This window comes from Nonomuraea sp. CA-143628, assembly GCF_050942315.1.
Classification (GTDB): domain Bacteria; phylum Actinomycetota; class Actinomycetes; order Streptosporangiales; family Streptosporangiaceae; genus Nonomuraea.
On sequence record NZ_CP192072.1, the window covers coordinates 7,269,501 to 7,296,457 of the forward strand.

Annotated in this window: 22 protein-coding genes; 8 read left to right on the forward strand and 14 right to left on the reverse strand. The window is 71.0% G+C overall.

All coding sequences use genetic code 11. From position 1 onward, the window contains the following. Positions 1-14 precede the first annotated feature (14 nt). Positions 15-869, reverse strand: a complete 855-nt coding sequence (locus ACQP2T_RS33375) for a shikimate dehydrogenase (protein WP_357953136.1) — start codon at positions 867-869, stop codon at positions 15-17. A gap of 91 nt (positions 870-960) precedes the next feature. Further along, positions 961-1,923 (reverse strand): GNAT family N-acetyltransferase, encoded by a 963-nt coding sequence (locus tag ACQP2T_RS33380; RefSeq protein ID WP_433508863.1) that lies wholly within the window; start codon positions 1,921-1,923, stop codon positions 961-963. A gap of 68 nt (positions 1,924-1,991) precedes the next feature. On the opposite strand from ACQP2T_RS33380, the gene ACQP2T_RS33385 reads away from it, so the two are divergent. After that, on the forward strand, positions 1,992-2,312 hold the full coding sequence (locus tag ACQP2T_RS33385) for an STAS domain-containing protein (RefSeq protein ID WP_433508864.1): 321 nt from the start codon (positions 1,992-1,994) through the stop codon (positions 2,310-2,312). Here ACQP2T_RS33385 and ACQP2T_RS33390 read toward each other — a convergent pair. Continuing rightward, positions 2,293-3,864: an MDR family MFS transporter gene (locus ACQP2T_RS33390; RefSeq protein WP_433508865.1), complete on the reverse strand. Its 1,572-nt coding sequence runs from the start codon at positions 3,862-3,864 to the stop codon at positions 2,293-2,295. The genes ACQP2T_RS33385 and ACQP2T_RS33390 overlap by 20 nt on opposite strands. A gap of 109 nt (positions 3,865-3,973) precedes the next feature. Between ACQP2T_RS33390 and ACQP2T_RS33395 the strand changes: the two genes are divergently transcribed. Together ACQP2T_RS33395 and ACQP2T_RS33400 are read left to right on the forward strand one after the other, a co-directional pair. Then, entirely contained in the window at positions 3,974-4,519 is a 546-nt protein-coding gene (locus ACQP2T_RS33395; protein ID WP_433508866.1) for a TetR/AcrR family transcriptional regulator, read from the forward strand. Positions 4,520-4,592: 73 nt separating this feature from the next. Continuing rightward, positions 4,593-5,027 (forward strand): ATP-binding protein, encoded by a 435-nt coding sequence (locus ACQP2T_RS33400; protein ID WP_433508867.1) that lies wholly within the window; start codon positions 4,593-4,595, stop codon positions 5,025-5,027. A 27-nt stretch (positions 5,028-5,054) separates the two neighbouring features. On the opposite strand, the gene ACQP2T_RS33405 is transcribed toward ACQP2T_RS33400, so the two are convergent. Together ACQP2T_RS33405 and ACQP2T_RS33410 are read right to left on the reverse strand one after the other, a co-directional pair. Then, positions 5,055-5,261, reverse strand: coding sequence for a hypothetical protein (locus tag ACQP2T_RS33405; RefSeq protein WP_433508868.1), 207 nt, complete (start codon positions 5,259-5,261; stop codon positions 5,055-5,057). A gap of 56 nt (positions 5,262-5,317) precedes the next feature. Next, the gene (locus tag ACQP2T_RS33410) at positions 5,318-6,268 is read right to left on the reverse strand and encodes a Ppx/GppA phosphatase family protein (protein ID WP_358542815.1); all 951 of its coding nucleotides are present in this window, start codon (positions 6,266-6,268) and stop codon (positions 5,318-5,320) included. 98 nt (positions 6,269-6,366) lie between these two features. Between ACQP2T_RS33410 and ACQP2T_RS33415 the strand changes: the two genes are divergently transcribed. Next, the gene (locus ACQP2T_RS33415) at positions 6,367-7,497 is read left to right on the forward strand and encodes a UDP-N-acetylglucosamine--N-acetylmuramyl-(pentapeptide) pyrophosphoryl-undecaprenol N-acetylglucosamine transferase (RefSeq protein ID WP_433508869.1); all 1,131 of its coding nucleotides are present in this window, start codon (positions 6,367-6,369) and stop codon (positions 7,495-7,497) included. Positions 7,498-7,511: 14 nt separating this feature from the next. On the opposite strand, the gene ACQP2T_RS33420 is transcribed toward ACQP2T_RS33415, so the two are convergent. The 4 genes from ACQP2T_RS33420 to ACQP2T_RS33435 form a co-directional block, all read right to left on the reverse strand. Beyond that, positions 7,512-8,399, reverse strand: coding sequence for a hypothetical protein (locus ACQP2T_RS33420; protein WP_433508870.1), 888 nt, complete (start codon positions 8,397-8,399; stop codon positions 7,512-7,514). A gap of 90 nt (positions 8,400-8,489) precedes the next feature. Next, positions 8,490-9,374 (reverse strand): hypothetical protein, encoded by an 885-nt coding sequence (locus ACQP2T_RS33425; protein ID WP_433508871.1) that lies wholly within the window; start codon positions 9,372-9,374, stop codon positions 8,490-8,492. A 151-nt stretch (positions 9,375-9,525) separates the two neighbouring features. Next, positions 9,526-10,359, reverse strand: coding sequence for an NAD(P)H-binding protein (locus ACQP2T_RS33430; RefSeq protein ID WP_433508872.1), 834 nt, complete (start codon positions 10,357-10,359; stop codon positions 9,526-9,528). 16 nt (positions 10,360-10,375) lie between these two features. Next, positions 10,376-10,780 (reverse strand): hypothetical protein, encoded by a 405-nt coding sequence (locus ACQP2T_RS33435; protein ID WP_433508873.1) that lies wholly within the window; start codon positions 10,778-10,780, stop codon positions 10,376-10,378. A gap of 151 nt (positions 10,781-10,931) precedes the next feature. Between ACQP2T_RS33435 and ACQP2T_RS33440 the strand changes: the two genes are divergently transcribed. Continuing rightward, entirely contained in the window at positions 10,932-13,028 is a 2,097-nt protein-coding gene (locus tag ACQP2T_RS33440; protein WP_433508874.1) for a sensor histidine kinase, read from the forward strand. Here the strand turns inward: ACQP2T_RS33440 and ACQP2T_RS33445 are convergent. Both ACQP2T_RS33445 and ACQP2T_RS33450 read right to left on the reverse strand, forming a co-directional pair. Continuing rightward, a complete protein-coding gene (locus tag ACQP2T_RS33445) occupies positions 12,954-13,559 on the reverse strand; it encodes a response regulator transcription factor (protein WP_433508875.1) in 606 nt (201 codons plus the stop codon). The genes ACQP2T_RS33440 and ACQP2T_RS33445 overlap by 75 nt on opposite strands. After that, positions 13,556-14,977 (reverse strand): hypothetical protein, encoded by a 1,422-nt coding sequence (locus ACQP2T_RS33450; protein ID WP_433508876.1) that lies wholly within the window; start codon positions 14,975-14,977, stop codon positions 13,556-13,558. Before ACQP2T_RS33450 ends, ACQP2T_RS33445 begins: the two co-directional genes overlap by 4 nt. A 155-nt stretch (positions 14,978-15,132) precedes the next feature. On the opposite strand from ACQP2T_RS33450, the gene ACQP2T_RS33455 reads away from it, so the two are divergent. Both ACQP2T_RS33455 and ACQP2T_RS33460 read left to right on the forward strand, forming a co-directional pair. Then, positions 15,133-15,789, forward strand: a complete 657-nt coding sequence (locus ACQP2T_RS33455) for a response regulator transcription factor (protein ID WP_433508877.1) — start codon at positions 15,133-15,135, stop codon at positions 15,787-15,789. Further along, positions 15,786-16,943 (forward strand): sensor histidine kinase, encoded by a 1,158-nt coding sequence (locus ACQP2T_RS33460; RefSeq protein WP_433508878.1) that lies wholly within the window; start codon positions 15,786-15,788, stop codon positions 16,941-16,943. Before ACQP2T_RS33455 ends, ACQP2T_RS33460 begins: the two co-directional genes overlap by 4 nt. A 46-nt stretch (positions 16,944-16,989) precedes the next feature. Here the strand turns inward: ACQP2T_RS33460 and ACQP2T_RS33465 are convergent, their stop codons facing one another. The 3 genes from ACQP2T_RS33465 to ACQP2T_RS33475 all read right to left on the reverse strand — a co-directional run bounded on the left by ACQP2T_RS33465 (position 16,990) and on the right by ACQP2T_RS33475 (position 24,101). Continuing rightward, positions 16,990-20,061, reverse strand: coding sequence for an NACHT domain-containing protein (locus tag ACQP2T_RS33465; RefSeq protein ID WP_433508879.1), 3,072 nt, complete (start codon positions 20,059-20,061; stop codon positions 16,990-16,992). Between the two features lie 125 nt (positions 20,062-20,186). After that, the gene (locus ACQP2T_RS33470) at positions 20,187-22,040 is read right to left on the reverse strand and encodes a propionyl-CoA synthetase (protein WP_433508880.1); all 1,854 of its coding nucleotides are present in this window, start codon (positions 22,038-22,040) and stop codon (positions 20,187-20,189) included. Between the two features lie 186 nt (positions 22,041-22,226). Continuing rightward, positions 22,227-24,101 (reverse strand): amino acid transporter, encoded by a 1,875-nt coding sequence (locus ACQP2T_RS33475; protein ID WP_433519861.1) that lies wholly within the window; start codon positions 24,099-24,101, stop codon positions 22,227-22,229. Positions 24,102-24,390: 289 nt separating this feature from the next. On the opposite strand from ACQP2T_RS33475, the gene ACQP2T_RS33480 reads away from it, so the two are divergent. Continuing rightward, positions 24,391-26,940 (forward strand): MXAN_6230/SCO0854 family RING domain-containing protein, encoded by a 2,550-nt coding sequence (locus ACQP2T_RS33480; RefSeq protein ID WP_433508881.1) that lies wholly within the window; start codon positions 24,391-24,393, stop codon positions 26,938-26,940. Positions 26,941-26,957: the final 17 nt, after the last annotated feature.

Sequence of the window (26,957 nt, forward strand, 5' to 3'; positions counted from 1 at the left end):
AGGGGACCTCCCGGTCAGGCGTCGATCAGGTCGGTGAGGTGGGTGAGCATCCGTTCGGCGTCGGGCTCGCGGCCCGTGAACAGGCGGAAGGCGTGCGCGGCCTGGAAGACCACCATGCCGCCGCCGTGCATGGTCCGGCAGCCGAGCGCCCTGGCCCTGCGCAGCAGCTCGGTCTCCAGGGGCCGGTAGACGATGTCGGCCACCCACAGCTCCGGCCGCAGCAGCTCGGCGGGGAGCGGCAGCCCGGGGTGCTGCGCCATCCCGGTGGGGGTCGCGTGCACCAGCCCGTCGGCCGTCGCGAGCAGCCCGCCCAGCTCGGCCGTGGCCGCGGTGCGGATCCGGTCCGGCCCGAACCGGCCGGCGAGGTCTGCGGCGAGCGAGGCCGCCCGGCTTTCGGCGGCGTCGACCAGCACGACCTGATCGGCACCGAGGGTCAGCAGGGCGTGCGCCACCGCCGCGCCCGCCCCGCCCGCGCCCAGCTGCACCACCCGCCGGGTCGGCGCGTCGGGCAGTCCCCGGGCGAACGACTCCGCGAACCCGGCCCAGTCGGTGTTGTGCCCCACGGCCCGCCGCCCCTCGAACACGACGGTGTTGACCGCGCCGAGCATGGCCGCGTCCGGGGACAGCTCGTCCAGGAAGGGGATCACGGTCTGCTTGCACGGGTGGGTGATGTTGAGGCCGTCGTACCCGAGCCGCCGCGCCGTACGGACCAGCTCTCCCACGGCGTCCGCCCCCAGTCCCAGCTCGCCGATGTCGAGCAGTCGGTAGACATAACGCACGCCGTGCGCGTCGGCTTCGCGCTCGTGCAGCGCGGGGCTGAACGACGGGCCGATCCCGGCGCCGATCAGGCCGATCAGATAGGAGCTCATCCGCTCTCACTCTCCTCCAGTCCCATCAAATGTACGAACTAGTACGTTCGTACGCTAGACCGAAAGAAGCACCACCCGTGAGAGCCGACCGTCAGGAGGCTCGGGTGGGGCGGATCAGGCGGCGCCAGACGTCGATCACCAGGACCGGTCGCATGCCCGCCGACAGGTACAGGTCGAGCGCGGGCGAGGTGTTGTTGGAGTCCACATGCAGCAGCGTCCCCCGCCTCCCGCGCGCCGCGTCGGCGGCGAAGGCGTGCCGCAGCAGGAAGCGGCCCAGCCCCTTCCCCCGGTGCTCGGGCAGGACGGCCAGCGTGGCGACGTAGCCGCAGTCCTCGTCCGGCACGAACTGGTTGTTGCCGATCACCACCGCCGCCGGCCGCCCGTCGATCCTGGCGACGGTGAGCTGGGTCCAGTCGGTGATGCTCTGCGCCTGCCTGCGTTCGAGCCAGTGGTCGTAGTCGTTCTTGACGAAGCCGAAGTGGTCGGCGAACGCCTCCTGGTAGATCTGGTGCGCCTCCCTGCGGACGGCGTCGGTCTCCCCGTTGTGGAGGGTCAGCCCGGGGATCGGGGCGGGCGGCTCGACCGGCCCCTCGTGGTCGACGCGCATGCGGTGGAAGCTGGTGCCGGGCTCGAAGCCGCGCTCCTTGGCGAGCGCCTGCCTGGCGGTGTCGGCCCGGTAGATGCCGATGTCGACCGTGGCGGCGTCGTGGCCCCGCTCCAGCGCCAGCTCCCCGGCGCGGTCGAGGACGAGGCGCCAGAGCTCGTCGGCGAGCCCCTCGACGCCGGGACGCACGAGGACCTCGATGTCGAGCATGTCGCTGTCGCCCTTGGCGCCCGCCCAGGCCCAGCCGACCAGCGTGCCGTCGGCGTCGTGGACGAGCCAGCCGTCGGTGTCGAGGTTGAAGTCCGGCTCGGCCAGCTCGTCGGCGATGTCGGCCAAGGTGGCGTCGGGAACGCCGATGACGGCCAGGTCGCAGGCCGCGACGAGCTCGTGGATGGCGGGGGCGTCCGCCGCGCTTGGACGGCTGAACCGATGGGCACCAGAGGGCTTCATAGCGGCGATTTTCCCGAACCCGGGCGCCCCACGCCTCCCATTATCCGCGCGGTGGATAAGCTGAGACGGTGCTCGACAAGACGCCGTTGCGCATCGATGTCGCCACGCTGGACGAAACGACGATCCGGCTGGCGCTCAGCGGCGACCTCGACTTCGACACCGCCGCCGAGCTGGCGGGGCTGACGTTCGACACCGGTTATCGCCGGCTCGACCTCGATCTGTCGGAGCTGGCCTTCATCGACTCCTCCGGTCTGGCCGCTCTCGTACGCCTCCAGCGGCAGGTCGAGGGCGCCGACGCCGAGTTGCGCGTGGTGGCGCTGACGCCCTATCTGCGTAACCTGATGCGGATGACCGGGCTCGACAAGCTGTTCAGCCTGCCGCCGGGCTGACCACCTCGTGCTGGGAGGCGTCGGCCGACGGGCCCCCGCGCAGGGGGATCTCCTTGATGAAGAGCGCCAGCACCGGCACGGCCACGGCGAACAGGATGGCCCACCAGAAGACGCCGGAGATCGACGCGGCGAGTGACTCCAGCAGGCCGGTGCGCATCTGCGGCGGCATCTGGCCGAGCGCCGCCGGGTCCAGCCGGCCGCCGCCCTTGGCGATCTTGTCCGCCGCCTGCGGGCCGAACCGGCCGGTCAGCTCGGACAGGAGGTGGTTGTTGAAGATGGCGCCGAACATCGAGACGCCGAACGAGCCGCCGATCGAGCGGAAGAACGTGGCGGCGCTGCTGGAGACGCCGAGGTCCTTCTGCTCGACGCTGTTCTGCGCGATGAGCATCGTGGTCTGCATGAGGAAGCCCATGCCGAGGCCGAGGACGGCGATATAGACGCCCGTGCGCCAGCTGGGCGTGGCGACGTCCATGGTCGACAGCAGCCACATGGCCACGGCCATGCCGACGCCGCCGAGCACCGGGTAGATCTTGTACTTGCCCGTGGCGGTGATGGCCCGGCCGACGAACAGCGACACCACCATGGCCGAGGCCATCATCGGCAGCAGCAGCAGGCCCGAGTTGGTGGCCGAGGCGCCCTGAACCGTCTGCTGGAACAGCGGCAGGAAGTTGATGGCGCCGAACATGGCGAAGCCGAGCAGGAACCCGATGCCCGAGATCAGGGCGAAGTTGCGGTTGCGGAACAGCTGGAGCGGCATGATCGGCTCGGCCGCCCTGCCCTCGGCGAAGATGAACACCGCCAGCGTGACCACGGCGACCGCGACCAGGGTGAGGATCTGCCAGGAGCCCCAGCCGTACTGGTTGCCGCCCCAGGTGGTGATCAGGACCATCGCGGTGATGCTGACGGACAGCAGGATCGCGCCCAGCCAGTCGATCCGCACCCGGTTGTGCAGCTTGGGGAGCTTCAACCGCAGCGCCAGGACGACCAGGGCGATGGCGCCGACCGGCAGGTTCACGTAGAAGGCCCAGCGCCAGTCGAGGTTGTCGGTGATGAAGCCGCCCACCAGCGGGCCGGCGATCATGGCCAGCGACATGACGCCCGCCATGATGCCCTGGTACTGGCCGCGCTCGCGGGGCGGCACCAGGTCGCCGATGATGGCCATCACGTTGACCACGAGGCCGCCGGCGCCCAGACCCTGCAGCGCGCGGAACCCGATCAGCTCGGCCATGCCGCCGTCAGGGCCGCCGAGCAGGGAGGAGCCCGCCATCCCGCAGAGCATGGAGCCGATCATGAAGATCACGATCGAGATCATGAAGATGGTCTTACGGCCGTACAGGTCGCCGATCTTTCCCCAGATGGGGGTGGAGACCGTCGTACCGAGAACGTAGGCTGTGACGACCCATGACAGATGGGTCAGTCCCCCGAGTTCGCCGACGATGCGCGGCATCGCCGTACCCATGATCATGTTGTCGAGCATGGCGAGGAGCATCGCGAGCATCAGCCCGGGCAGGACCACCATGACTTCACGCCGTCGTGCGACCGTTTCCGCCATACACACCCCCACTGGACGTCCTTGCTTACCGGCCGACCGGCAAGCATAGAATAGGCTAGAAACCTTGCTTGCCGACGGTCAAGTCGATACAAGTCGAAATAGGTGCACATTGCGGGAAGACACGCGGAGCCGGATCCAGGAGATCGCGCTCAAGCTCTTCATCGAGCAGGGTTACGAAGCGACCTCGCTGCGAGAGATCGCGGAGGAGCTCGGCGTGACGAAGGCCGCGCTCTACTACCACTTCAAGACCAAGGAAGACATCGTCGCCAGCCTGGCCGATCTGCGGGTGGCGGACATGGAGGAGCTCCTGGCCTGGTTCAGGAGCCGGTCGAACACGCCGGAGACACGCCGCGAGCTGCTCCTGCGCTACGCCGAGAAGCTGACGAACGAGCGCTACCTCGAGGTCGCCCGCTTCATGGAGCGCAACCAGACGGCGCTGCGCGATCACCCGAAGATCCTTCGGATGCGCGAGGTGATGCTGGAGCTGACCTCCGCGGTCACCGATCCCGGCGACCCGCTGGCCGTGCGCATCAGCCGCTCGATGGCGCTGTTCACGCTGCACGCCGGGAAGTGGATGACGCAGGACGAGAAGCTGACCGAAGAGGAGATCAGCGAGGCCGCGATGGAGGTGGCGCTCCGCCTCATGGAACCGTAGGGACGATTGGGGCGGGTCTGAATGGGCAGAGGAGTGGCCACTGACGCGTCCAAGGGACTACGGAGGAGGTGCGGTGGAGGCCACGATAGCGCTCCGGCTGCCCAGAGATGCGGCCAGCGTCCCCCTGATCAGGCGGATGTTCGACGGCACGCTGAGGTCATTGGGGGTGGAGCCGCAGATCCGCGACGACATCGAGCTCATGCTCACCGAGGCGTGCTCCAACGTCATCAGGCACGCGGGCTCCAGCGACGAGTACGTGGTGAGCGCGGGGGTCTACGACAAGCTCTGCGTCATCAGAGTGATCGACATGGGCGGCGGCTTCGACCCGCCCCCCAGCAACGGCGAGGCGGCGCCCAACGCCGAGTCCGGCCGGGGGATCCAGATCATGCGGGCACTGGCCGACGACATCCGCTTCACCAACCGGCACGAGGACGGGTCGGTGGTGTGCCTGGAGAAGCGCCTGCGCTTCGCGCCGGGCGCGGCGGGGCCGCACTTCATCGCCAACTGAACGGCTTCCGAAGCACGGCCCCCACGCTCAGGCGGACGGTCGTACCTGCTCACCTCTCCCCCGCAACCGTGCCTCAAGCCCTCCCATGACCGGCCGTACCTCGGGCTTGTGGGCCGTCGATCCCGCCATCAGCGCGAGCGCGAGCAGGACGGCCACGGAAATGAGGAAGACGGCCAGGAACGCCAGGATGAGGACGATCACCAGCGAGGCGATCGTGCTGAGCACTGCCAACATCAGCCGGAGATGCCCCGAGAACCGCCACTTATGCGCGAGATTCGGGTAGATCGCGGTTACCTCGACGTCACATCCGGCCGACTGGGCAGCATGTCGAGGCGACGCAGGATGACCCCCTCGCGCAGCGCCCAGGGGCAGACCTCCAGCCGGTCGACCTCGAAGAGGTCCATGGTCGCGTGAGCCACGATGGCCCCCGCGGCCAGCTGCGCGGCCCGCCCGTCGGACACGCCGGACAGCGCGGCCCGCTCGGCGGAGCTCATGGTGGTCAGCTTGACGGCCCACTCGGCCATGTCCTGCCGCGACAGCGACCGGGAGACATAGAGGCCGTCGTTGGTGGGCGCGGCCCCGGCGATCCTGGCCAGCTGTTTGAAGGTCTTGGAGGTGGCCACGGCCCGGTTGGGCTCGCCGTATCGGACGATGTCGCCGACCGTGCGGGCGATCTGGGCGCGTACGTGCCTGCGCAGGTTGCGGACCTCGTCGGCGGACGGCGGGTCGGAGGCGAACCAGCCGCGGGTGAGCCGCCCAGCGCCGAGCGGAAGCGAGACGGCGACGTCGGGCTCCTCGTCGACCCCGGCGGCGATCTCCAGCGAGCCGCCCCCGATGTCGAAGGCGAGCAGCCGCCCCGACGACCAGCCGAACCAGCGCCGCACCGCCAGGAACGTCAGCCTGGCCTCGTCGCTGCCGGACAGGACCTCGATGTGCACGCCGCAGCGGTCGTTGATCTGGGCGAGCACGTGCTCGCCGTTGGCGGCCTCGCGCACGGCCGAGGTGGCGAAGGCCAGGAAGTTTTCCACGCCTTTGTCCTCGGCGATGCTCAGCGCCTCCTCGACGAACTCGCCGAGCCGCTCGATGCCCTCGGCCGACAGCTCGTTGCGCTCGTCGAGGTGCTCGGTCAGCCGAAGCTCCTCCTTGTGCGAGTAGGCGGGCAGTGGCCGCGCGCCGCGGTGGGCATCCACGACGAGTAGGTGGACGGTGTTCGAGCCGATGTCCAGCACGCCGAGTCGCATGGTGAAACGCTACCGGTCAACCGCCTGTTCGGCGAAGCCGAGCCCCAAGTGACCGTGCGGCGCGACGACCTTTCCCGCCGGGGCCCTAGTCTGATCGCATGTCACGAACCCTGCGACTGTTGATCACCGGCGGCGGCACCGGCGGTCACACCTATCCGGCCCTGACGACCCTGTCGGCCGTTCAGCGACGTCAGGTGCCGCACGACGTGCTCTGGGTGGGCACGGCCAACGGCCTTGAGGCCAGGATCACCACCGAGCACGGCATCCCGTTCAAGGCCATCACCACCGGAAAGCTGCGGCGCCGGCCCAACCTCAAGGAGCTGGGCACCAACGTCGCCGACGTGTTCCGCATCCCGGTGGGCGTGTTCCAGGCGGTCGGGCACGCCGCCCGCTACCTGCCCGACGTGGTGCTGTCGACCGGGGGCTACGTGGCGGTGCCGATCGGTGTGGCGGCCAAGCTGATCCGCCGCCCGCTGGTGATGCACGAGCAGACCACGGTGGTGGGGCTGGCCAACCGGATCCTGGCCAGGCTGGCGACGCGGATCGCGCTGTCCCACGAGTCGTCGCTGGAATACCTGCCGCCGTCGGCGCGCGCGAAGGCCGTGGTGACCGGCAATCCGATCAGGCCGGAGCTGCTGCAGGGCAACCGGGCCGCGGCGTACGACCTGTTCGGGCTGACGTTCGAGGTGCCGCTGATCTACGTGACGGGCGGCGCGCAGGGCAGCAAGCAGATCAACACGTTGATCGCGGAGATCCTGCCGCGGCTGCTGCCGCACGCCCAGATCGTGCACCAGTGCGGGCCCGCGTGGATCGACCAGATGCGCGCCACCGCGCTGCCGCCGGACCTGGCCGACCGCTACCACCCGGTGCCGTACGTGGGCTCGGAGCTGCCCGATCTGTTCGCCGCGGCCGACGTGGTGATCTCGCGCAGCGGCGCCGGCACGGTGTCGGAGCTGACCGCCATCGGCAGGCCGTCGGTGCTGATCCCGCTGATCCCGAGCGGCGGCGACGAGCAGCGCAAGAACGCCGGCTACCTGGTCTCCGCGGGCGCGGGGCGCGCGCTGCTGGAGCCGCGTCCGACGGGCGATCAGCTGCTGGCCGAGCTGATGCCGCTGCTGGCCGATCCCGGCCTGCGCGCGACGATGGCCGAGGCGGCGCGCAAGCTGGGCCGGATCGACGCGGCGGAAGCTCTGTGCGACGTGCTGATGGAGGCCGCGCACGTCCAGTAGCCCTTGGACAGCACTCAGGGGTCCAGGTAGCGGAAAGCCTCGTGGGCGGAGCGCACGCTCCGCCGCAGCGCCCGCTCCAGCTCGTCGGCGTCCTGCGCGAGCCGGGTGATCTCCGGTACGGCGAAGCCGTCCGCGCCCGACTCCGAGACCAGCTCCTCATACTGGTGGATCCGGCCCCGCAGCTCCTCGATCTGTTGATGGGCCCGGTAGGCGCGCTCGGCGTCGGCCACATTGGCGGCGTACCGTTCCAGGGCCTCCACCCGGGCCACGACGGCCTCCTCGCTGCTGTCGAGCGCCCTGGCGAGCGGCTCGGCCACGGCGGCGACCTCCGGCGAGTTCACCTCCGACATGGTCTGGCGATGCTTGGTCCGCAGCGCCGACAGCTTGGCCAGCAGCCGGGCGATCTCCCACTCCTGGGCGGGCAGCATCACGGCGTTGCGCACGTCGTCCAGCAGTCCTTCGACGTTGACCGCCGAGTGCGTCACCGTGGCGACGGCCCGCCTGGCCCGGGCGAGCAGTCTGCGGGAGGATTCGTCGAGGTCGGCGGCGAGCACGTACCGGCCCTCGTACCAGCGCAGTTGCTCGTAGGTCTCCCGGTCGACGGCCGTCTCCTCGTCCTCGTCGAGGTCCTTGCGGAGGAAGATCACCAGCAGGACGGGGATGGCGATGAGGCTGAGCAGCAGCAGGCCGCCCGCCCGGTAGGTGTGCGTCCCGGACAGCAGAAGGGACATCACCATCAGGGTGATCGCCGCGAGGGCCACGCGCCCGGCCTTACCGGATGCCCTGGACGGCAGGGGGTCGGGCGCCCAGCCGCGCCGCATGCGGATCAGGAGATGCTCGCTCTCCGTGATCAGCTGGGCGTCATCCTCCGGGACATCTGGATCGACCACCACATCCGCCACAGAAACGGATTTTATGGGATTGTCACCCGGAGAGGTGCTGGAACGTGTCATACGACAATACGCAACCGCCTGCTCACGATCTGTTCGGCGTCAGCCTTCCAGGTGACGGAACGCCTCGTGCGCCGAGCTCACGCTCCTGCGCAGCAGCCGCTCCAGGTCGTCGGCGTCCTCGGCGAGCTTCTCGATCTCGGGTACGGCCAGCGCGTCGGCGCCCGACTCGGCCAGAAGCTCCTCGTAGCGCGGCAGCCGGGCCCGCAGCTCCTCGATCTGGCCGCGGGCGTGGTAGGCGCGCTCGGCCTCGGCGACGTGCCCGGCGTAACGTTCCAGCGCCTCGACGCGCGCCACGACCGCGGCCTCGCTGGTGACCAGGGCGCGGTCCAGCGGCTCGATCACCGCCGCGACCTCCGGAGCGATACCGCGGGCCAGCAGCTCCTTGTGCTCACCGCGCAGGGCCGAGAGCTTGGCCAGCAGCCGGGCGATCTCCCACTCCTGCTCCGGCAGCATCACGGCGTTGCGCGCGTCGTCCAGCAGTCCTTCGGCGTTGACGTGGGAACGCAGCACGGCGCCGATCGCCCGCTGCGCCCTGGCCAGCACCACCTTGGCCTCCGCGTCGAAGTCGTCGGCCAGCAGGTAGCGCCCGTGGTACCAGCGGGCCCGCTCGTAGACGCCACGCTCATAGGGGCGGTCGTGTAACGGCACCTCGTTGATGGAGGCGATCTTGACGAGCACGACGAAGACGAATCCGCCCAGCAGCACGAAGCCGACCGGCGCCACCGGGGAGGCCAGCAGCGCGGACATCATCGCGACGACCAGGGGCGTGGCGGCCAGCAGCGCCAGGCTCGACGGCCAGCGCCGCTCGACCGGCTGCACGGCAGGAGGCACCCAGCCTGCTCGGATCCTGGACAGGAGCGGGGCGTTCGCACGCAGCATTCCGGCGACCTCCGGGGGTACTCCCGGCTCGACGACCACACCCACGCTCTGTCCTGGCACCCTGGCGCCCCCAACGCTCGTGATGTCCGGATACTACGTAACATTTCGCTGAAGCGGCAGCCTCGCGGGGGACAGACGAGGAAACCGCCGGTCGCGCTCACCGATCATTTCCATGATCGACGGCGCTCCGTTCGCCCTATTGGAAGGCGTCGGCGTGGGCCTGCGCCCACTGTTCGAAGGTGCGGGGCGGGTGTCCCGTCACCTCCTGAACGGTCGGCAGGACCTGGGACTCGTCGAGCGTGCCGTCGACATAGAAGCTGAAGAAGGCGTCGACGTACTCGACCGGCATGGTCGCCTCCATCTGCGCCCGCGCCTCCTCGTCCGGCAGGCCCTCGCAACGCAGGTCCCTGCCCAGCACCTTGGCCAGCACGGCGACCTGGTCGGCGGGCAGCAGCGAGTCCGGGCCGGTCAGCTCGTAGATCCGGCCCTCATGCCCGTCGCCCGTCAGCGCCAGGGCCGCGACCGCCGCGATGTCGGCCGGATCGATGGTCGCCGCCGCCACCCCGGCGAACGGTACGCGTACCAGGTCGCCGGCCTGAAGCTGCGGCAGCCAGCGCAGCGCGTTGGACATGAACGCCCTGGGCCGCAGGAAGGTCCAGGGCACCCCCGCCTCCCGCGTGGCCTGCTCGGACAGCGCCATGTAGCGGGAGACCGCGTTGCTCATGTCCGCCTGCCCGGCCGAGCCGCCCGACAGCAGCACGACCCGCTCCACCCCCGCCCGCCGCATCTGGGCCAGCAGTCCGGGCATGTCCGCATATCCCGGCAGCAGGAACACCCCTCGCACGCCGGTCAGGGCATCGGCCAGGCTGCCGGGCTCGTTCAGGTCGCCGGTGACGGGCTGGACACCGGGCGGCAGCGTGACGGCCCCCGGATCGCGTACGAGCGCTCGCACCCCCTGCCCGGCCTGAGCCAGAGCGGCCACCAGTGCCGATCCGACATTGCCGGTGGCGCCGGTCACTAAGATCATCATGTCTCCCATTCTTGTGCTAAGCCCCTCCGACGAGGCCCACGGCCAGGGCGATCAGCGCGGCGGCGAGGAGCAGGCCCCCGGCTCGGGTGACCATCGTGCCCGACGAGCGGGCGCCCTGCTCGCCGACGGCCAGATGCAGGAAGAACCCACCCGACTGCGCCAGCACCCCGGCCAGCAGGACACCGCCGGCCAGCCACTCCAGCCCGTCGGAGAAACCGGCGCGGGGCAGGTACAGCAGGTACACCAGGGAGAGCAGCAGCAGCACTCCGGCGTGCGCGTGGCCGGCGCGGAAGAACCGCTCGCGGAACTCGCCCAGCTTGTCGCGATCGGTGGTGATGAAGCGCAGCAGCGCGTGCCCGCCGAACTCGACCGTGACCAGCGAGGCGATCGCGATGATCGGCAAGACTTTGGTGGGCTCCATCAGGCTCCCTGCCCTTGTACGGCCATGACCCAGGTCATGGTGAACGGATGTCCGCGACGACCCCCAAAGGGTGACAGCGACCGGGAAAGCGCCGATAGTGTCCCTGTCATCAGGCGGTTATGCATTTTGCATAGTTCATCGGGAGATCGGGTTGGCACGGACCGCTGACGACCTCCCGCTGCGGGTCGCCCAGGGCATGCTGTGGGCCTCGGTCGGCATCCTGGTCTACATCCGCACGATCAGCGGGGTGTCGCGCGACGCCGCCCCGCTCGCGTCGCTGCTCACGATGGCGTCGTATCCGCCGCTGATCGCGCTCCTCGCGCGGCACCGGCGCCCGGCCGGTCGATACGGGCTGCTGGCGGCAGTGGTGCTGCTCTACCTGCTGCCCTTCCTCGTGATCGGCTCGGCGTGGGACTGGATGCCGTGGACGGTGGCCGCCGGAGTGCTCTGCGTGCTCCCGGCGCGGCCGGCCTGGCCGCTGTTCGTCCTTGTCCTGGCCGCCACCGGCACGACGGCCGCGCTGCTCGGGTACGGGGTCTACGACTCGATCTGGTTCGTGATCGTCACGGCGGACGACGCGCTCATCGTGTTCAGCCTCGCCGCGCTCGTCGGGACGGCACGGCGGCTGCACGACACCCAAGGAGAGCTGGCCCGGCTGGCCCTGGCCAGGGAGCGCCTGCGGCTGGACGGCGAGTTGCGGGACGTCCTGGGCGGAAAACTGCGGGCGATCGCGTTCCGCATGCGGAAGGCGGCCGCGTTCCGGTTGGGGGAAGCCGCGGCGTTCCCTTCAGGGGAAGCGGCCGCGTTACCGACAAGGGATGCGGCCGGGGAAGAGCCGGTGGAGGCCCGGCAGGACATCCGCGAGGGCATGGAGCTCGCCCGGCGGGACATCCGTGAGGGCGTGGCGCTCGCCCGCCGTACCTTGGCGGAGGTGCGGGCGACGGCCGGTGCCTATCGTGCCGAGCCGATCGCCGAGCCCGCGGCGCGGATCGAGTCACCCCGGCTGGCGCGGTTCGTCCTGCTCGCGGTGCTGCTCATCCAGTGTGTGCTGGTGCTGATCAACCTCTACTACTGGGAGCACGCGGCCCCGCCGACGGTCGCCTGGGCGCTGCTCGGGCTCATCGGGATCGTGGTCCTGCAGGTGCTGCCGCAGACCCGGGTCACGTTCGTCGTGCAGGGCCTGCTGTTCCTGCTGCCCCTCGCGGTCATCCCCGGCTCCTGGGACCGCGTGCTGAGCTTCTTCACCGGCAAGGTGCTGCTCACCGTACGACCGCCTCGATCGTGGGTGATCGCCGGTGCCGTCCTGGCCGGGCATCTGGCCTGGCTCCTGTACGACAGTGTCGCCGCCGGCACCGGCTTCCTGAACGCGCTGGCCAACTTCGGTGGTCACGTCATGCTCGCGTGGCTGGTCTACAGCCTGGGGCGCCTCACCGGGCTGATCACCGTGCTGAACCGGGCCCGCCACGAGCTCGCCGAGGCCGCGGTACGGCGGGAACGGACCCGGGTCGCGCGGGACCTGCACGACGTCCTGGGGTTCAGCCTGTCGGCGGTCGCCCTCAAGGGCGAGCTGGCCGAGCGGCTGCTGGACACGGACCCCGGCCGGGCCAGGACCGAGCTCGCCTCGCTCGTGTCGCTGGTCGAACAGGCGCTGGTGGAGCTGGGGTCCATCGCCGGCGACCGGGTCGAGCTGCGGCTGGCGGCCGAGCTGGACGCGGCGCGCGAGGTGCTGACGGCCGCCGGGATCGAGGCGATGGCACGGGTCACGACGGGCCCGCTGCCGGCCGAGGTCGACACGGCGGTGGCCACCGCGCTCCGCGAGACCGTCACCAACGTCCTGCGGCACAGCCGGGCCCGGACGTGTGAGCTGACCGTCTCCGGCGCCGACGGGCTCGTACGGTTGCGTGTCGTCAACGACGGTGCCCGGCCCGTCGCGCCGAGCGAACCGGCCACGCTGCCGGAGCAGGGGCGGCACGGATCCGGACTCGGCAGCCTGGCGCAGCGCACCGGCGGACGGTTGGCGGCGGTGCGCCTGCCCGGCGACAGGTTCGAGGTGATCGCCGAGTTCGGCCCAGACCCGGCCGGACCCAGCTCAGAGCCCGCCAGACTCGGCTCAGACCCAGCCGGACCCAGCTCAGAGCCCGCCGGACAGAGCTCAGGCCCAGCCGGAGTCGGCTCAGATCCAGCCGGACTCGGTGGCGATCCGGATGGCGTCCACCCGGTTGCGAGCACCCAGCTTGGTGACGGCTGAGGTGAGGTAGTTGCGGATCGTGCCGTAGGTCAGGAAGAGCCGCTCGGCGATCTCGGCGGGCTGGGCCCCGCTGGCCGACATGCGCAGCACCTCGGTCTCCCGCTGGCTGAGCGGGCTCTCCGGCGCCTCCAGCGCCACCAGGGCCAGGGCCGGGTCAACCACCCGTCCTCCGGCGGCGACGGTCCTGATCGCCGCGGCCAGCTCGGCCGGACGGATGTCTTTCTGGACGAATCCGGCGACCTGCGCACCGAGCGCCCGGCGCAGGACGCCCGGCTTGGCCAGCGCCGTCAAGATCAGCACCCGGCAGCCGGGCAACCGGCCACGCAACTCGGCAGCCGCCGAGATGCCGTCCCGCCCCGGCAGATCGATGTCGATCACGGCCACGTCGGGCCGGTGTTCCAGCGCGGAGGAGACGATCTCCAGACCCGAGGCGACCCCCGCCACCACCGTGATGTCGTCCTCGAGCGACAGCAACTCGACCAGCGCTTCGCGAAGGATGTGCATGTCCTCCGCGATCAGAATCCGGATCACACCGGTACGGTAATCCGCTCACTCCCCGCCGCGCGATTCCGCCGCCGCCACGGTAGCCCGTGTACGGCCAGCCCGGCGGCCACGCAAGCGATCGGAATGGCGGGCAGCACGTAGCGGTGGTCGAAGTCCAGCGCCGCCACCGGCGCGACGAGCAGGAACATCGCGAACGCCCACGGCAGCAGGGCCGGCCGGCGGCGGCCGATCGCCCCGGCCGTCCCCGCCAGGAGGATCACGCCGAACAGCGTGCCGTGCAGGAACCACGGGTACGGGTAGGCGGCGAGGACGGACCCGAACGGCTCGACCGAGCTCATGCCGCGGATGGCCGGGTCATACTCCTTGCGCACCTGCGCGATGAGGCTGTGCTCCTCCGGCAGCCTCCACGAGCCGTACGGGAAGGTCGACATGGCGGTCACCCGCTTGGGGTGCTGCACCGGCTCCCAGGTGAAGGCCAGCGAGGTGTCCTTGACGATCTCGCGCAGATAGTCGAGCGGCTGCGCGGCGATGGCCTTCAGGGCGAACGACCTGGCCAGGTCGTTGTAGGCGAACCGGTCGCCGGGCAGCCGGTTGAGCGCGGCGCCGGGCGCCCAGACGTACTCGGAGGCGGCGTCGACGACGGTGCCGTTCGGGCAGAGCCTGGCCTCCGCCGCGGGCGGCTTGATGATCGAGCAGTCGGCGAACGTCATCGTGCGGGCCCAGAGGGCGACGCCGTCGGAGCCGCTCAGCGCGAACCGGCCGTGATACTGGGCGTACCAGCCCGCGTAGGCGAGCAGCGGCAGCGCCCCGGTGACCACCAGGACGACGACCTTCCGCCACGGGGTGCGGCGCAGCAGCAGGTAGAGCGCGGCCAGGGCGAGCAGCGGCACCGCGGCGGTCCGGGTCAGCCCGGCCAGCGCGAGCAGCACCCCCGCCAGCGCGGCGGCCCGCCACGACACCTCCTGGCGCCACATCAGCACCGTGAGCGCGGACATGACGAGGAAGATCACCTGCAGGTCCGAGAGCACGGCGTGCTCCAGCCGCAGGAACGCCGGGTCGAACAGCACCGGCACCGCGGCCAGCGCGGCCCCCCAGCCGGGCAGCGACCAGCGGCGCAGCAGTACGTAGATCAGCACACCGACGCCCAGGCCCATCGCGTGCTGTACGCCGACGACCAGCTCGACGCTGTGGAAGGGGCGCAGCAGCCACAGGAACCACGAGTAGCCCGCCGGGTGGAAGGCGCCCTGCGGCTTCATGTGCACGGCCGTGTTCAGGTAGGTGAACGAGTCGTACCAGTAGACCTGCGCGGTGTCGTACCCGAGCATGACCAGCACACGCAGCGCCGCGGCCAGCACCAGGACGACCCCGAACAGCCGGTGGCCCGTCTTCCTCAAGACCGGATCGGCCAGGCGGGGCCGCGCGGGCGCCACAAGAGCGCCAACCATGACATCTCTCCCCCGTGAGAGGCCGGGCGGGTCCCGGCCGCAGGGAAGGCAGTTCACCGAGTCGGCGCTAACCTGAGCGTCACCAAAAGTGGTTATGTCCGCGTTATGCAGGCTGGAGCAGACTGTCGGGACTTTCGATCTTCATGGGGGCGACATTGCGTGTTCTGGTCGCGGAGGACGAGCGCATGCTCGCCGATTCGATCGCCGAGGGGCTGCGGGGGGAGGCGCTGGCCGTCGACGTGGCCTACGACGGTGACGGGGCGCTGGAGCGGCTCGGCGTGCACGACTACGACGTGCTGATCCTGGACCGAGACCTGCCGCTGGTGCACGGCGACGAGGTGTGCCGGGCGGTGGTCGAGCGGGGCTGGCCGGTCAGGGTGCTGATGCTGACCGCCGCCGGTGACGTACGGGCGAGGGTGGCGGGGCTGTCGCTGGGGGCCGACGACTACCTGACCAAGCCGTTCGCGTTCGAGGAGTTGGTGGCGCGGGTGCACGCGCTCGGCCGCCGGGCCAGGCGGGCCGACCCGCCCATGCTGGAACGCGCCGGGGTGCGACTGGACTGGGCGCACCGGCAGGTGTTCCGCGAGGGGCGTTATGTGCCGCTGGCGCGCAAGGAATTCGGGGTGCTGGCCGAGCTGCTGCGGGCACAGGGCGCGGTGGTCTCGGCGGAGGAGCTGCTGGAGAAGGTGTGGGACGAGCACATCGACCCGTTCACGAACACGGTACGGACCACGATGATGAAATTACGCAAGAAGCTGGGCGAGCCGCAGGTCATCGAGACCGTGCCGGGATCGGGGTATCGCATTCCATGAGCGTCCGTCTGCGTTTCGCCCTGGCCTGCGCGGGGGTGTTCCTCATCGGCGGCGGCCTGTTGCTGACGGCCGTCTACTTCCTCGTACGGTCGAACCTCTCCTACCGCGCCGACCTCGTCACCCCCAACTCCATCGCCGTGCGTGACGGCTGGGAATTCCGCAGATACGACAACCGCTACGAGGTGGCACGAGACCGGGTCCTCCAGGTCCTGCCGGTCTACCAGCGCGACACGTTGGCCAACGTGCGCAACATCGGCGCGCTGGCGGTGCTGGCCGTCACGGGCGGCGCGTTCGGCCTGGGCTGGCGGGCGGCCGGGTGGGTGCTGCGGCCGGTCACGTCCGTCACCGAGACCGCGCGCCGGGTCGCCCAGAGCCACGACCTGACCGAGCGGATCGGGTACGAGGGGCCGAACGACGAGGTGAAGGAGCTGACCGGCATCTTCGACACCATGCTCGGCCGGCTCGCCCGCTCCTTCGACGGCCAGCGGCGCTTCGTGGCCAACGCCTCGCACGAGCTGCGCACCCCGTTGACGATCAACAGGACGCTGGTCGACGTGGCGGTGCGGCGGCCCGACGCCACCGACGACGTCAAGCGGCTCGGCGAGTCGCTGCTGCTGGTCAACGCCCGGCACGAGCGGCTCATCGACGGGCTGCTGGCGCTGACCGAGGGCGAGCGAGCGGTGCTGGACCGGCGCCCGTTCGACCTGACGGACGTGGCCGAGCACGTGCTGGACCAGGCGGCGGATGAGGCGGCCGAGCGGGAGGTGACGATCCACCGGCTGCTGGACGCCGCGCCGACGACCGGCGAGGCGGTGCTGGTGGAGCGGCTGGTCCAGAACCTGGTGGAGAACGCGATCCGGCACAACCACCCCAAGGGCGAGGTGTGGGTGACGACCCGGCGGCGCACCGAGCAGGTGGAGCTGGTCGTGGCCAACACCGGCCTGCACGTGCCGCCGTACGAGATCGAGACGATCTTCGAGCCGTTCCGGCGGCTGCACGGCGACCGGCTGCGCTCCGATCGGGGCAGCGGCCTCGGTCTGTCGATCGTGCGCGTCATCACCGAGGCCCACGGCGGCACGGTCGTCGCCCGGCCGCGCGAGGAGGGCGGCCTGACGATCACGGTCGAACTGCCCTTGGACCGATCAGCGGCCTGAGGCCGCCTCAGGCCGCCTCTGGACCGATCAGCCGCCTTAGGCCGCCTCAGGGCGAGCGCACCTCGCGCATGACCGCTTCCGGGACGCCCGCCCGGAGGAGGAGCTCCCAGCTGTCGGACCGCTCGAAGAACATCGACTCCAGCAGCGGCCGCCACAGCGCCGGGTCGACGCCGTCGCCGGCCAGCCCGCCGAGCAGATCGGCCCGGTCCTGGAAGGGCATGGCCGATCCCTCCAGCGTGAGGGCCCGCAGCACCAGGTCGAGCAGCCGCCGGTTCTCGGGCGTCTGGAACGCGGTGACCGCCGCGATCGCGTCGGCGTAGAGCGCGACGCGGGCCTCGACGCTCGACGGCCGGTTCATCAGCACCTCCTCGACCAGGCGGGTGCAGCTCACCACCTGACCCGACCCCCGCTGCACGACGATCAGGCTCGGGTGCGTCTCGTCGTCGGCGCGCAGCGAGTCGGTCAGCAGGTCGGCGTCGATGTTGAGCAGATAGGGCCGCTCCAGCAGGGCGTAGGACTTGTAGCGGCCCAGCGCCCTGGTGCGCGCCGCGGGCCGCGGGCGGCCGAACCACCAGCCCGCGCCCTCGAACTCCCACGACTCGCCGCTCCCGCCGAGCCGGATGTCTCGCTTGCCGCCGTCCACGACCCGGCGCGCCGGCATGGCGCCGATGAGGCCGGTCCAGCCCTCTCCGCCGAGCTGGCTCTTCCAAAGATGCGCGTACGAGCTCCACCGGGCGAAGTCCCCCGATTCGCCGAGCAACTCCGCGACGCTGACCGGTTTGTCAGACGCGGCCACCACCAGGAGGGTGAGGTTGGCCGAATAGGCAGCCAGGCGGCGCGGCACGGGATGGCGTACCGGGCGGAAGGCGAGGAAGGAGCGGCGCGGGCGCTCGTGGAGCGACTCGCGCAGCAGCGCGCTGAGCAGTGTCACGCTCCTGGCCCGGACCTCGGCCGGCAGCGCGCCCATGAGCTCCATGGCGAAGCCGACCGTCGGCCCCCGCTCGGCCAGGCAGGAGAACGAGGTGATCGCGTAGAGCAGGTCGTCGTCGACCAGCTGGCCCGCCAGCTCCTCGTCGTGGTCGTGCCGCCTGATCAGGTCGCGTAGCGCGTACACGGCCAGCCAGGCCACCAGGAACTCGCCGAACGTGGCGTGCAGGAACTCATAGCCCTGAGTGCCGCCTGCCTCCTTCGCCTGCGCCGAGCCTGGGTCGTTCACGTGCACGAAGAAGAACCGCTCGGTCGCCCGCCGCGCCCAGCCGCCCTCGCCGTCCCGCTCCTCCCCCGGTGCCCCGCACAGGGCGGGCAGGTCCCGGTCGAGGGCGGTCTCCGACACGACCGCCCGGCCGCGGACGAACATCGACAGCGCCACGGTCCCGAGCCGCACCAGCTCCCGGTCCACCAGCCCGCCGCGCCGGGCGGCCGGCAGCGCCCGCACCTCGGGGTCCTTGAGCAGCTCGCGGTAGGCGAAGTCCCTGATCAGCGACTCGTAGAGGCGGCCGCGGCCGAGGACCGCCTCGTCGCGCTGCAACGCGTTCTCGGCGGCGTCGTGGATGGCCAGCAGCAGCAGGAGCAGCGGCTGCCTGGCCAGCTCGCCCTGGGCCAGCGCGACGTCGGCCGGCAGCGGCGTCCTGCCGCGCCTGGACAGGACCGCGCGGTTGGTCTCCGCCCAGATCTCCAGCCACTGGCGGACCTGCTCCTTCTCGAACGGCTGGAGCTCGATCGTGAGCACGCCCTCGGGGAAGCGGACCCGGTCGGCCACGACGGTCCGGCTGGTCACGATCACCGCGACGGGACAGCCGTGCCTGGACTGCTCGTCCTGGAACTCCTGGACCTGCTCCAGATAGTCGTAGCGATTGGTGCCGGCGGCCTGGAGCAGCTCGTCGAACCCGTCGAGCATGACGACGGGCAGCATCCCCTCAGCCGCCTCCACCAAGTCCCGATATTTCACCTTCTCGCGGAGTAAGGGGGAAACGCTCTGCTCGATCTGCGAGATCACGGACGACTCGGCGACGACGTCGCGCAGTTCCACCTTGATCGGCAGGAACTCCGAGGCGGCCAGCCGGGCGGCCAGCACCTCGGTCAGCTTGGTCTTGCCCGACCCCGGCTCGCCCAGCACGACCAGGGGCGCCTGGGTGGCGTGCGGCGAGGTGAGATGGCCCACCAGGAACGCCTCCGCGTCAGGCAGCTCCAACCGGCCCTTCCACCAGCTCTTCGCCGCCGGCGCGGACTCGCGCGTCATCTCCGCGACCTTGCACCGGGGGCTGATGTACCCCTCGCCGAGCAGCGGCAGCGTGACGTCGTCCGGCGCCCTGCCGACGGCCATGAGCGACTGGTCGAGCGCGGCGGCGGCCATCCTGACCAGGTGGATCATCGGCCGGTCGCCCACGCGCGGCGGCGCCAGCTCCGCCAGCAGCCGGGCCACGCGCGACAGCCCGGGGGCGAACGCCTGCGTCTCGGTGACCAGGCTCCACATCCGGAACTCGGGGCTGTCGAGAGTGAGCGATCGGTAGTCCTCGTCATAGATCCGCAGGGCGTGCGCCGACGGTCCCTCCACGAGCATGAGGGGGACGCGGGCCTGCTCGTCGGCCGAGAGCTCGTCCCAGGCCGCCACCTCGCGCACATATCCAGCCACGGCCTCCGACATCCGCCGGTAGTGGCGTTCGACGGCCTCACGGGTCTCCGCGTAGGGGCGGTACGGCTCCGGCATGGGCAGCGGCCGCGTGAGCAGCTTCTCCACCAGCTCGGCGAACGCCGCCGCGCGGGTGCCGCCGGCCGCGCGGTCCCGGTCGAGCCGGTCCAGCCCGAACGGCAGGCTGGCCCGGCCGAGCGCCTCGAAGTAGGCCGAGACGATCACCACGGCGTGGACGGCGGTCAGCCGCTGGGTGCGGGCGAACCGGCCGGCGCCGCCGCGCCACTCGGGCACCCGCCGCACCACGTCGTTGCCGTAACGGACAGCGTCCTCCTGCAGATCGCGCAGGCCCAGCGCCAGGTCGGCGCCACCGGCGAGCGCCCATCCGGTCAGCGCGGCCGTCGCGGCGAAGTCGATCACCTTGACGAGCCTGCTGTCCTTGCAGCCGAGGATCTTCAGAGCGTCGGCGTAGCTCAAGGTCTCCGTCATCACGGTCTCCGTCATCAGGGCTCTGAAGAGCAGAGGAATTCCCATGATGGCGCGTTCCATCGCCTTGAGGGAGCCGTTTAGGCGTAATGGGTGCTTAGGCGAAATGACGGTTTAGGCGGATTGGGTCAAAGGGCGTCGGCGATCTCCGACAGGGCCGCCGGGTCCTCGATCGTCGAGGGGGCGCGGTAGTCGCGGCCGGCCGCGATGTCGCGCATGGTGGCGCGCAGGATCTTCCCGGACCGGGTCTTGGGCAGGCGGGCCACGACGACGGCGCGGCGGAAGGCGGCGACCGGGCCGATGCGCTCGCGGACCAGGGCCACCAACTCGCGCTCGACCTCGGCCGGGTCGCGGTCGGCGCCCGCCTTGAGCACCACGAAGCCGAGCGGGAGCTGACCCTTCAGCGCGTCGTCCACGCCGATCACCGCGCACTCGGCCACGTCGGGATGGGCCGCGATGACCTCCTCCATCGCGCCCGTGGACAGCCGGTGACCGGCGATGTTGATGACGTCGTCGATGCGCCCCATGACGTAGAGGTAGCCGTCGTCGTCGAGGAAGCCGCCGTCGCCGGTCAGGTAGTGGCCGGGGTAGCGGGAAAGGTACGACTCGGTGAAGCGGGCGTCGTCGCGGTAGAGCGTCGGCAGCGCGCCGGGCGGCAGGGGCAGCCTGATCGCGACCGCGCCCTCCACGCCGGGCGGGCACTCCTTGCCCTCCGGGTCCAGGACGCGTACGTCCCAGCCGGGCACGGCCTTGGTCGGCGAGCCCGGCTTGATCGGCAGCGGCTCGACGCCGACGCAGTTGGCCGCGATCGGCCAGCCGGTCTCGGTCTGCCACCAGTGGTCGATGACCGGGATCCCGAGCAGGTCGGAGGCCCAGTGGTAGGTGTCGGGGTCGAGCCGCTCCCCGGCCATGAACAGATACCGCAGACCCGACAAATCCCACTTTTGCGCGAAATTTCCGGAGGGGTCGTCTTTTTTGATGGCGCGGAGCGCGGTCGGCGCGGTGAACAGCGTCCGCACCCCGTGCGTGGCCACAATCCGCCAGAACGCGCCCGGATCAGGCGTCCCGACCGGCTTGCCCTCGTACAACACGGTCGTGCACCCGGCCAGCAGCGGCGCGTAGACGATGTAGGAATGGCCGACGACCCACCCCACGTCGGAGGCCGCCCAGTAGACCTCGCCCGGCGCGGCGCCATAGACGTTGGACATGCTCCAGTGCAGCGCCACGGCGTGCCCGCCGTTGTCGCGGACGACGCCCTTGGGCACGCCGGTGGTGCCGGAGGTGTAGAGGATGTAGAGCGGATCGGTGGCCGCCACGCTCACGCAGCCGGCGGGCGCCGCGTCGCGTACGGTCTCGGCCCAGTCCAGATCCCGCCCTTCGGCGAGGTCGGCGGGCGACTCGGGCCGCTGGAGGATCACGCACCGCGCCGGCCGGTGCTCGGCCTGCTCAAGGGCGGCGTCGAGGAGCGGCTTGTACGGCACGATCCGGGTCGGCTCGATCCCGCAGGAGGCGGAGAGCACGACCTTGGGCTTGGCGTGGTCGATGCGCACGGCCAGCTCATTGGCGGCGAAACCGCCGAACACCACCGAGTGCACGGCGCCGAGCCGGGCGCAGGCCAGCATCCCGATCACCGCCTCGGGCACCATCGGCATGTAGATCACCACGGTGTCGCCGGCGACGACGCCGAGGTCACGCAGCATCCCGGCGGTCCTGGACACCGCGTCGAGCAGTTCGGCGTAGCTGAAGCTCCGCACGACCCCGGTCACGGGGCTGTCGTAGATCAACGCGGCCTGCTCGCCGCGTCCGCGGACCACGTGCCGGTCGACGGCGTTGAAGCAGGTGTTCAACCGCCCGTCGACGAACCACCGCCCACCGGAGAACACGGTCGCGGGAACGACGTCCCAGTCGATCCCCTCAGCGGCCTGGCTCCAGAAGGCCTCGGGCTCGTCGATGCTGTGCCGGTAAACCGTGTCATAGGTCACCTCTCGATCAGATCAGCGCCTCACCCCCGATGGCAAGCACCAACGGAAGCCATGGCCAAGAAGACGCGCGTAACGGCGCCCGGCCCCGTGCGGGTTCAGCAGCCGTCTTCCTGGAGGCCGCCCGCCCTGTGCGGCGGGTGGCGGTGGGTGCGGCTGTGCCGTAACTGATCATCTGGTGGTAAAAGATCAGCCCACGTGGACCTGAGGGCGGCGGGCGGGCTCCTCCTCGGCCTGGCGCAGGACCTCGCGCGTGAGCGGCGGTACGTCACCCCCGCCGAACAGCAGATATCTCACCAGCGCCAGCACCGGATTGCCCTCCGCCCAGTGGAAGTACACGTGCGGACGGCGGGCGGACGTGTCGCGCAGGTGCAGCAGGATCGCGGCGATCGTGTTGGGCACCGCCGCGCTCGTCGCGGTCAGCACCCCGTAGCCGTGCCGCACCTCGCCGCGCACCAGCACCTCGGACTCGAACTCCGACGTGTCGCCGAGCGTGACCTCCAGGAACAGCATCGGCTCGTCGTCGGGCAGGTGATGGTACTGGCGCGTCTCGCTGTCCTTCTCGGCGTACTCGGCCTCGTCGCGGGCGTCGGGCTCGTTGGCGATGATGCGCAGCTCGCCCGTCGTCAGCTCGTCGATGAGCCGCTTGGCCTCCTTGTCGAGCGCCACCCCCGTCACCCGCAGCTCGGTGGAGCGCGTGGCGCGGGAGATGATCGAGGTGACGATGATCGCCACGACGAAGAACACCGCGATCGACAGGCCGTCGGGGCGTTCGATCACGTTGGCGGCGAAGGTGTAGGTGAGGATCAGCGAGATGAGGCCGAACGCCGCCGCCGCGCCCCGCCGCCCGGCGCGCGCGACCGAGATGGTGACGGCGACCGCGGCCGACAGGATCAGCGCGAGCACACCGGTGGCGTAGGCGCCGCCCTGCGACTCGACGTTCGCGCCGAACAGGATCGTGATGACGAACGAGATCGCGGTGAACACCAGCACCAGTGGTCGTACGGCCCGCGCCCAGTCGGGCGCCATGCCGTAGCGGGGCAGGTAGCGCGGCACGATGTTGAGCAGGCCCGTCAGCGCCGACGCGCCCGCGAACCAGAGGATGGCGATGGTGCTGATGTCGTAGAGGGTGCCGAACCAGTCGCCCAGGTATTCGTGCGCCAGGTAAGCCAGGGCGCGCCCGGCCGCGCGGCCGCCCTCCTCGAACTCCTTGTGCGGGATGAGCACGGCCGTGGCGAACCCGCTGAAGATCAGGAACACGCTCATGATCAACGCGGCCGTGGTGAGCAGCCGCCTGGCTCCCTTGACGCGCTGCTCCAGGTCGCCCTCGATCTGCGGCATCACGGCGACGCCCGTCTCGAACCCGGACAGGCCGAGCGCCAGTTTGGGCAGCGCGAAGGCGGACAGCGCGATCATCGCGAGCGGGCTGGAGTGCCCCGCGGTGAGCGCGTCCTGCCAGTCGCCCACCAGCTCCGGGCGGGACAGCACCTGGGCGACGGCGGTGCCGACGACGACCAGGTTCAGGGCCAGATAGACGGCCACGAGCGCGATGGCCAGGCCGATGGCCTCGCTGAACCCGCGCAGGAAGATCGCGCCGAGCGCGGCGATGAGCAGCAGCGTGATGGGCACCTGCTGACCGGCGAGCGCGTCGGGGAAGAACGGGTTCTGCAGGATGTGGGCGGTCGCGTCGGAGGCCGACAGCGTGATCGTGAAGATGAACGCCGTCGCCACGAACCCGAGCAGCACCAGCACCAGCAGCTTGCCCCACCAGCTCGGCAGCAGCCGTTCGAGCATGGCGATGGAGCCCATGCCGTTGGGGCTCTCGGCCGCCACCACGCGGTAGGTCGGCAGCGCGCCGAACAGCGTCAGCGCCACCAGCATGAGCGTGGCGATCGGCGACAGCGCGCCCGCGGCCAGCGCGGCGATGCCCGGCTGGTAGCCGAGGGTGGAGAAATAGTCGACGCCTGTGAGGCACATGACCTGCCACCAGGAGTGACGCTTGCCGGGATGTTCATCGTGCATCCCAGACGTCGGCTGCAGCCCGTGTAGCAGCCAGCTCCGCATGGTCACCGGTCGGCCCCTTCTGTCCTGGTCGAATTCGGAGACCCTATCCATCGAGGCGGCTCTCGCGCATGCCGGGCCCTGCCGGACTGGAAATTCGGCGGACATTTGGCGATTTGTGCCGGTACCGTGGATCACCGGGGTGGCTCCTTGGGCGTGCTTCCTTCTTCATCTTTCAAATGAGTCCAGCGCGCCCGCTCTCCACCTCTCCAGAGGTCGCGCGGTGCTCCCACGCGGCCTCTCTCAATGCGAAGGGTCGCTCCGCGGTCTTTAGGGCATCGGAGGTGCCTCCATGAACGGTCCCGCCGAGATCCTGCTGCGCCGTACGCGGGTGGTCGCGCCCGCGCTGCTGGCCGCCGATCCACGCATGCCCGAAGCCGTCGGCAAGCTGCCCAAGTCCCTGAACATGACGCGCGCCGATGTGCGGTCCGGGGTGGCGGCGCTGGAGTTCGAGCTGCTGCAGCTGGGCTTCCTGGTGTCGGCGGAGCTGTATCGAGCGCTGGCGGCGCTGTCGTCGACGGAGCTGACGCGCGTCGGGCGGCGGCTGCTGCACGGGCTGCGGGGTGAGCTGGGCGCGGCGGTTTCGCACGTACCCCTTTTCCGGAAATTTCCTGACAGCGTGCCCAGGGACACCGGCGACTTCTACGTGCGGCGGGTGTTCTCGCTGCTGCTGCAGCAGCCGGAGCGGCCGTGCGTCCTGTGCGGGAACGTCGGCACCGTCCACGCCGTGGCGCCGTGCGCGCATCTGGTGTGCCGTTCGTGCTGGGACGGGGCCGACTTCAGCGCCTGTCCCATCTGCCATCGGCGCGTCGACCCGGACGACCCGTTCCTGCTCCCGTCGGAGGAGCGCGCGAGCGTCGATCGCGCCGCCGTCACCGCCACCGGCCTGCTGCGTCTCGCGGACGACCCCACGGCGGCCTGCCGCGAGATGGCCGTGGACCTGATGACCCGCCGCACCCCGATGCCGCCGCACGACCGGGCCGACCTGGAGGCGCTGCTGGCGGCGTTCTGGCCCGAGTCGGGCGACTGGCTGCCGGAGAGCGTCCCGGTCAAGGAGACCCGCGCCGTCGTGCTCGCCGCCGCACTGCGCCGGGGCGCCCCCGACGAGCTGCTGCGCAACCATCTGGAGACGGCCACGGACGTGCTGCGGCTGCTGTACGTGCTGATGGACGCCGACCCCGGGCTGCGGATCCGCCCGCGGCGCCGCGTGTCGCTGCCGCGCGCCGTCCGCCGGACCCTGCTGTCGTGCCTGGACGCCATGCCGTACGCGATCGAGGACCTGCTGCGGTACGGCGAGCAGTGGAAGCGCATGGCCGAGGTGCTGCACCCCCACGAGCACCACGCCCGCTACCCGAACGCCGCGCTGGCCTTCGCCGCCCTGCGCGGCACCCGGCTCGACCCGGAGACGGCGTTCGGGCGGACCCTGCTGGAGCTGGCCGCGCGGCGGCCGGAGCTGCTGCGGGTGCGCGACGGGCGGCTGGTGGCCACGTCGTTCGCGAGCCGCGTGGAGACGGCCCTGGCCGACGGCCGCCACTCCGACGCGGCCAGCCTGCTGGTCCACCGGCCCGGCGAGCTGATGCGGCGGCTGTCGCAGCTGCTCCGCCTCTCCCCCGATCTGTTGGAGACCCTCGGCCAGGAGGGGATTGTGGCGCGGGTCGCGCCCGGGGTGCTCCTCGCCGCCCTGGGGCAGCTGCGGACGCCGCCCGGTGGGCTGCGGCTGTTCCTGCCGCGCGGCGGCACCGCGCGCTTCCACACCCGGCCCGACGACCGGCCGCCCCTTCCGGACGAGGTCGTGCTGGAGGCCGAGCGGACGCTGGCCGCCGAGCTGCTGCGCCGCGCCGCCGCGCTCCCCCCGCTGCGGCGGGTGCTGCTGGACGAGGGCCTGGCCGACCTGATCGCGCCGACGTCCGAGCGGACGGCGGTCAAGGCGCTGGTACAGCTGCCGCGCGGCAGCGTCCAGCCCATCCCCGGCGGCGAGCGGCTCCGCTTCTTCCTCCACTGGGCCGAGCCGAAGGACACCCGGGTGGACCTCGACCTGTCCGTGGCCGTCTTCGACGAGCGCTGGGCCTTCGTCGGGCTGTGCGACTACACGAACCTGCGGCTGGGCAAGGCCGTCACCCACTCGGGCGACCTGACGTCGGCGCCCGAGCCGCTGGGCGCGTCGGAGTTCATCGACGTGAACGTGCGGGCCCTGCGCGGCCGCTACCTCGTGCCGGTCGTCTTCAGCTACAACGACGTGCCGTTCGAGGATCTGGTACGCGGGTTCGCCGGGTTCATGGAGCAGCCGGAGGGGCTGTTCGACCCGCTGGCCGTCCGGCAGCGCTTCGATCTGACCGGGCAGGCCAAGATCCTGGTGCCGCTGGTGGCCGACCTGTGGACGCGGACGATGCGGTGGGCGGACTTCAACCTGGGCGCCGCCGGTTACGGGCACAGCGTGGACGGGAGCGCCGACGAGCTGAGCCTGCTGGGCGCGGCGCTGGAGCAGGCGTTCACGCACCGGGTGACGCTGTGGGAGGTGGGCTGCTGGCACGCCGCCGCGCGCACCGCCGAGGTCCTGGTCCGCAACCGCCAGGGCGAGCTGGTCCGCTACGAGCGGCGGCCGGGCGAGGACGTGGCCGCCTTCGCCGACCGGCTGATGGCCCGCGCCGACGCCCCGGCCGTCGCACAGCCCGCGTCGTTCGACGGGGTCGAGCTCGCCATGCTCGTCCAGGGCGACCTGCCCCTGCCCAGCGGCTGCGCGGCGTACGCGCTGCATCCGGGCGGCCTCGGTGACGTACACCAGCTCGGCGCGGCCGACCTGTTGAGCGGCCTGTCCCCCGACCCCGTGAAAGTGGCCACGTGAGCGAAGACCTGATCCTC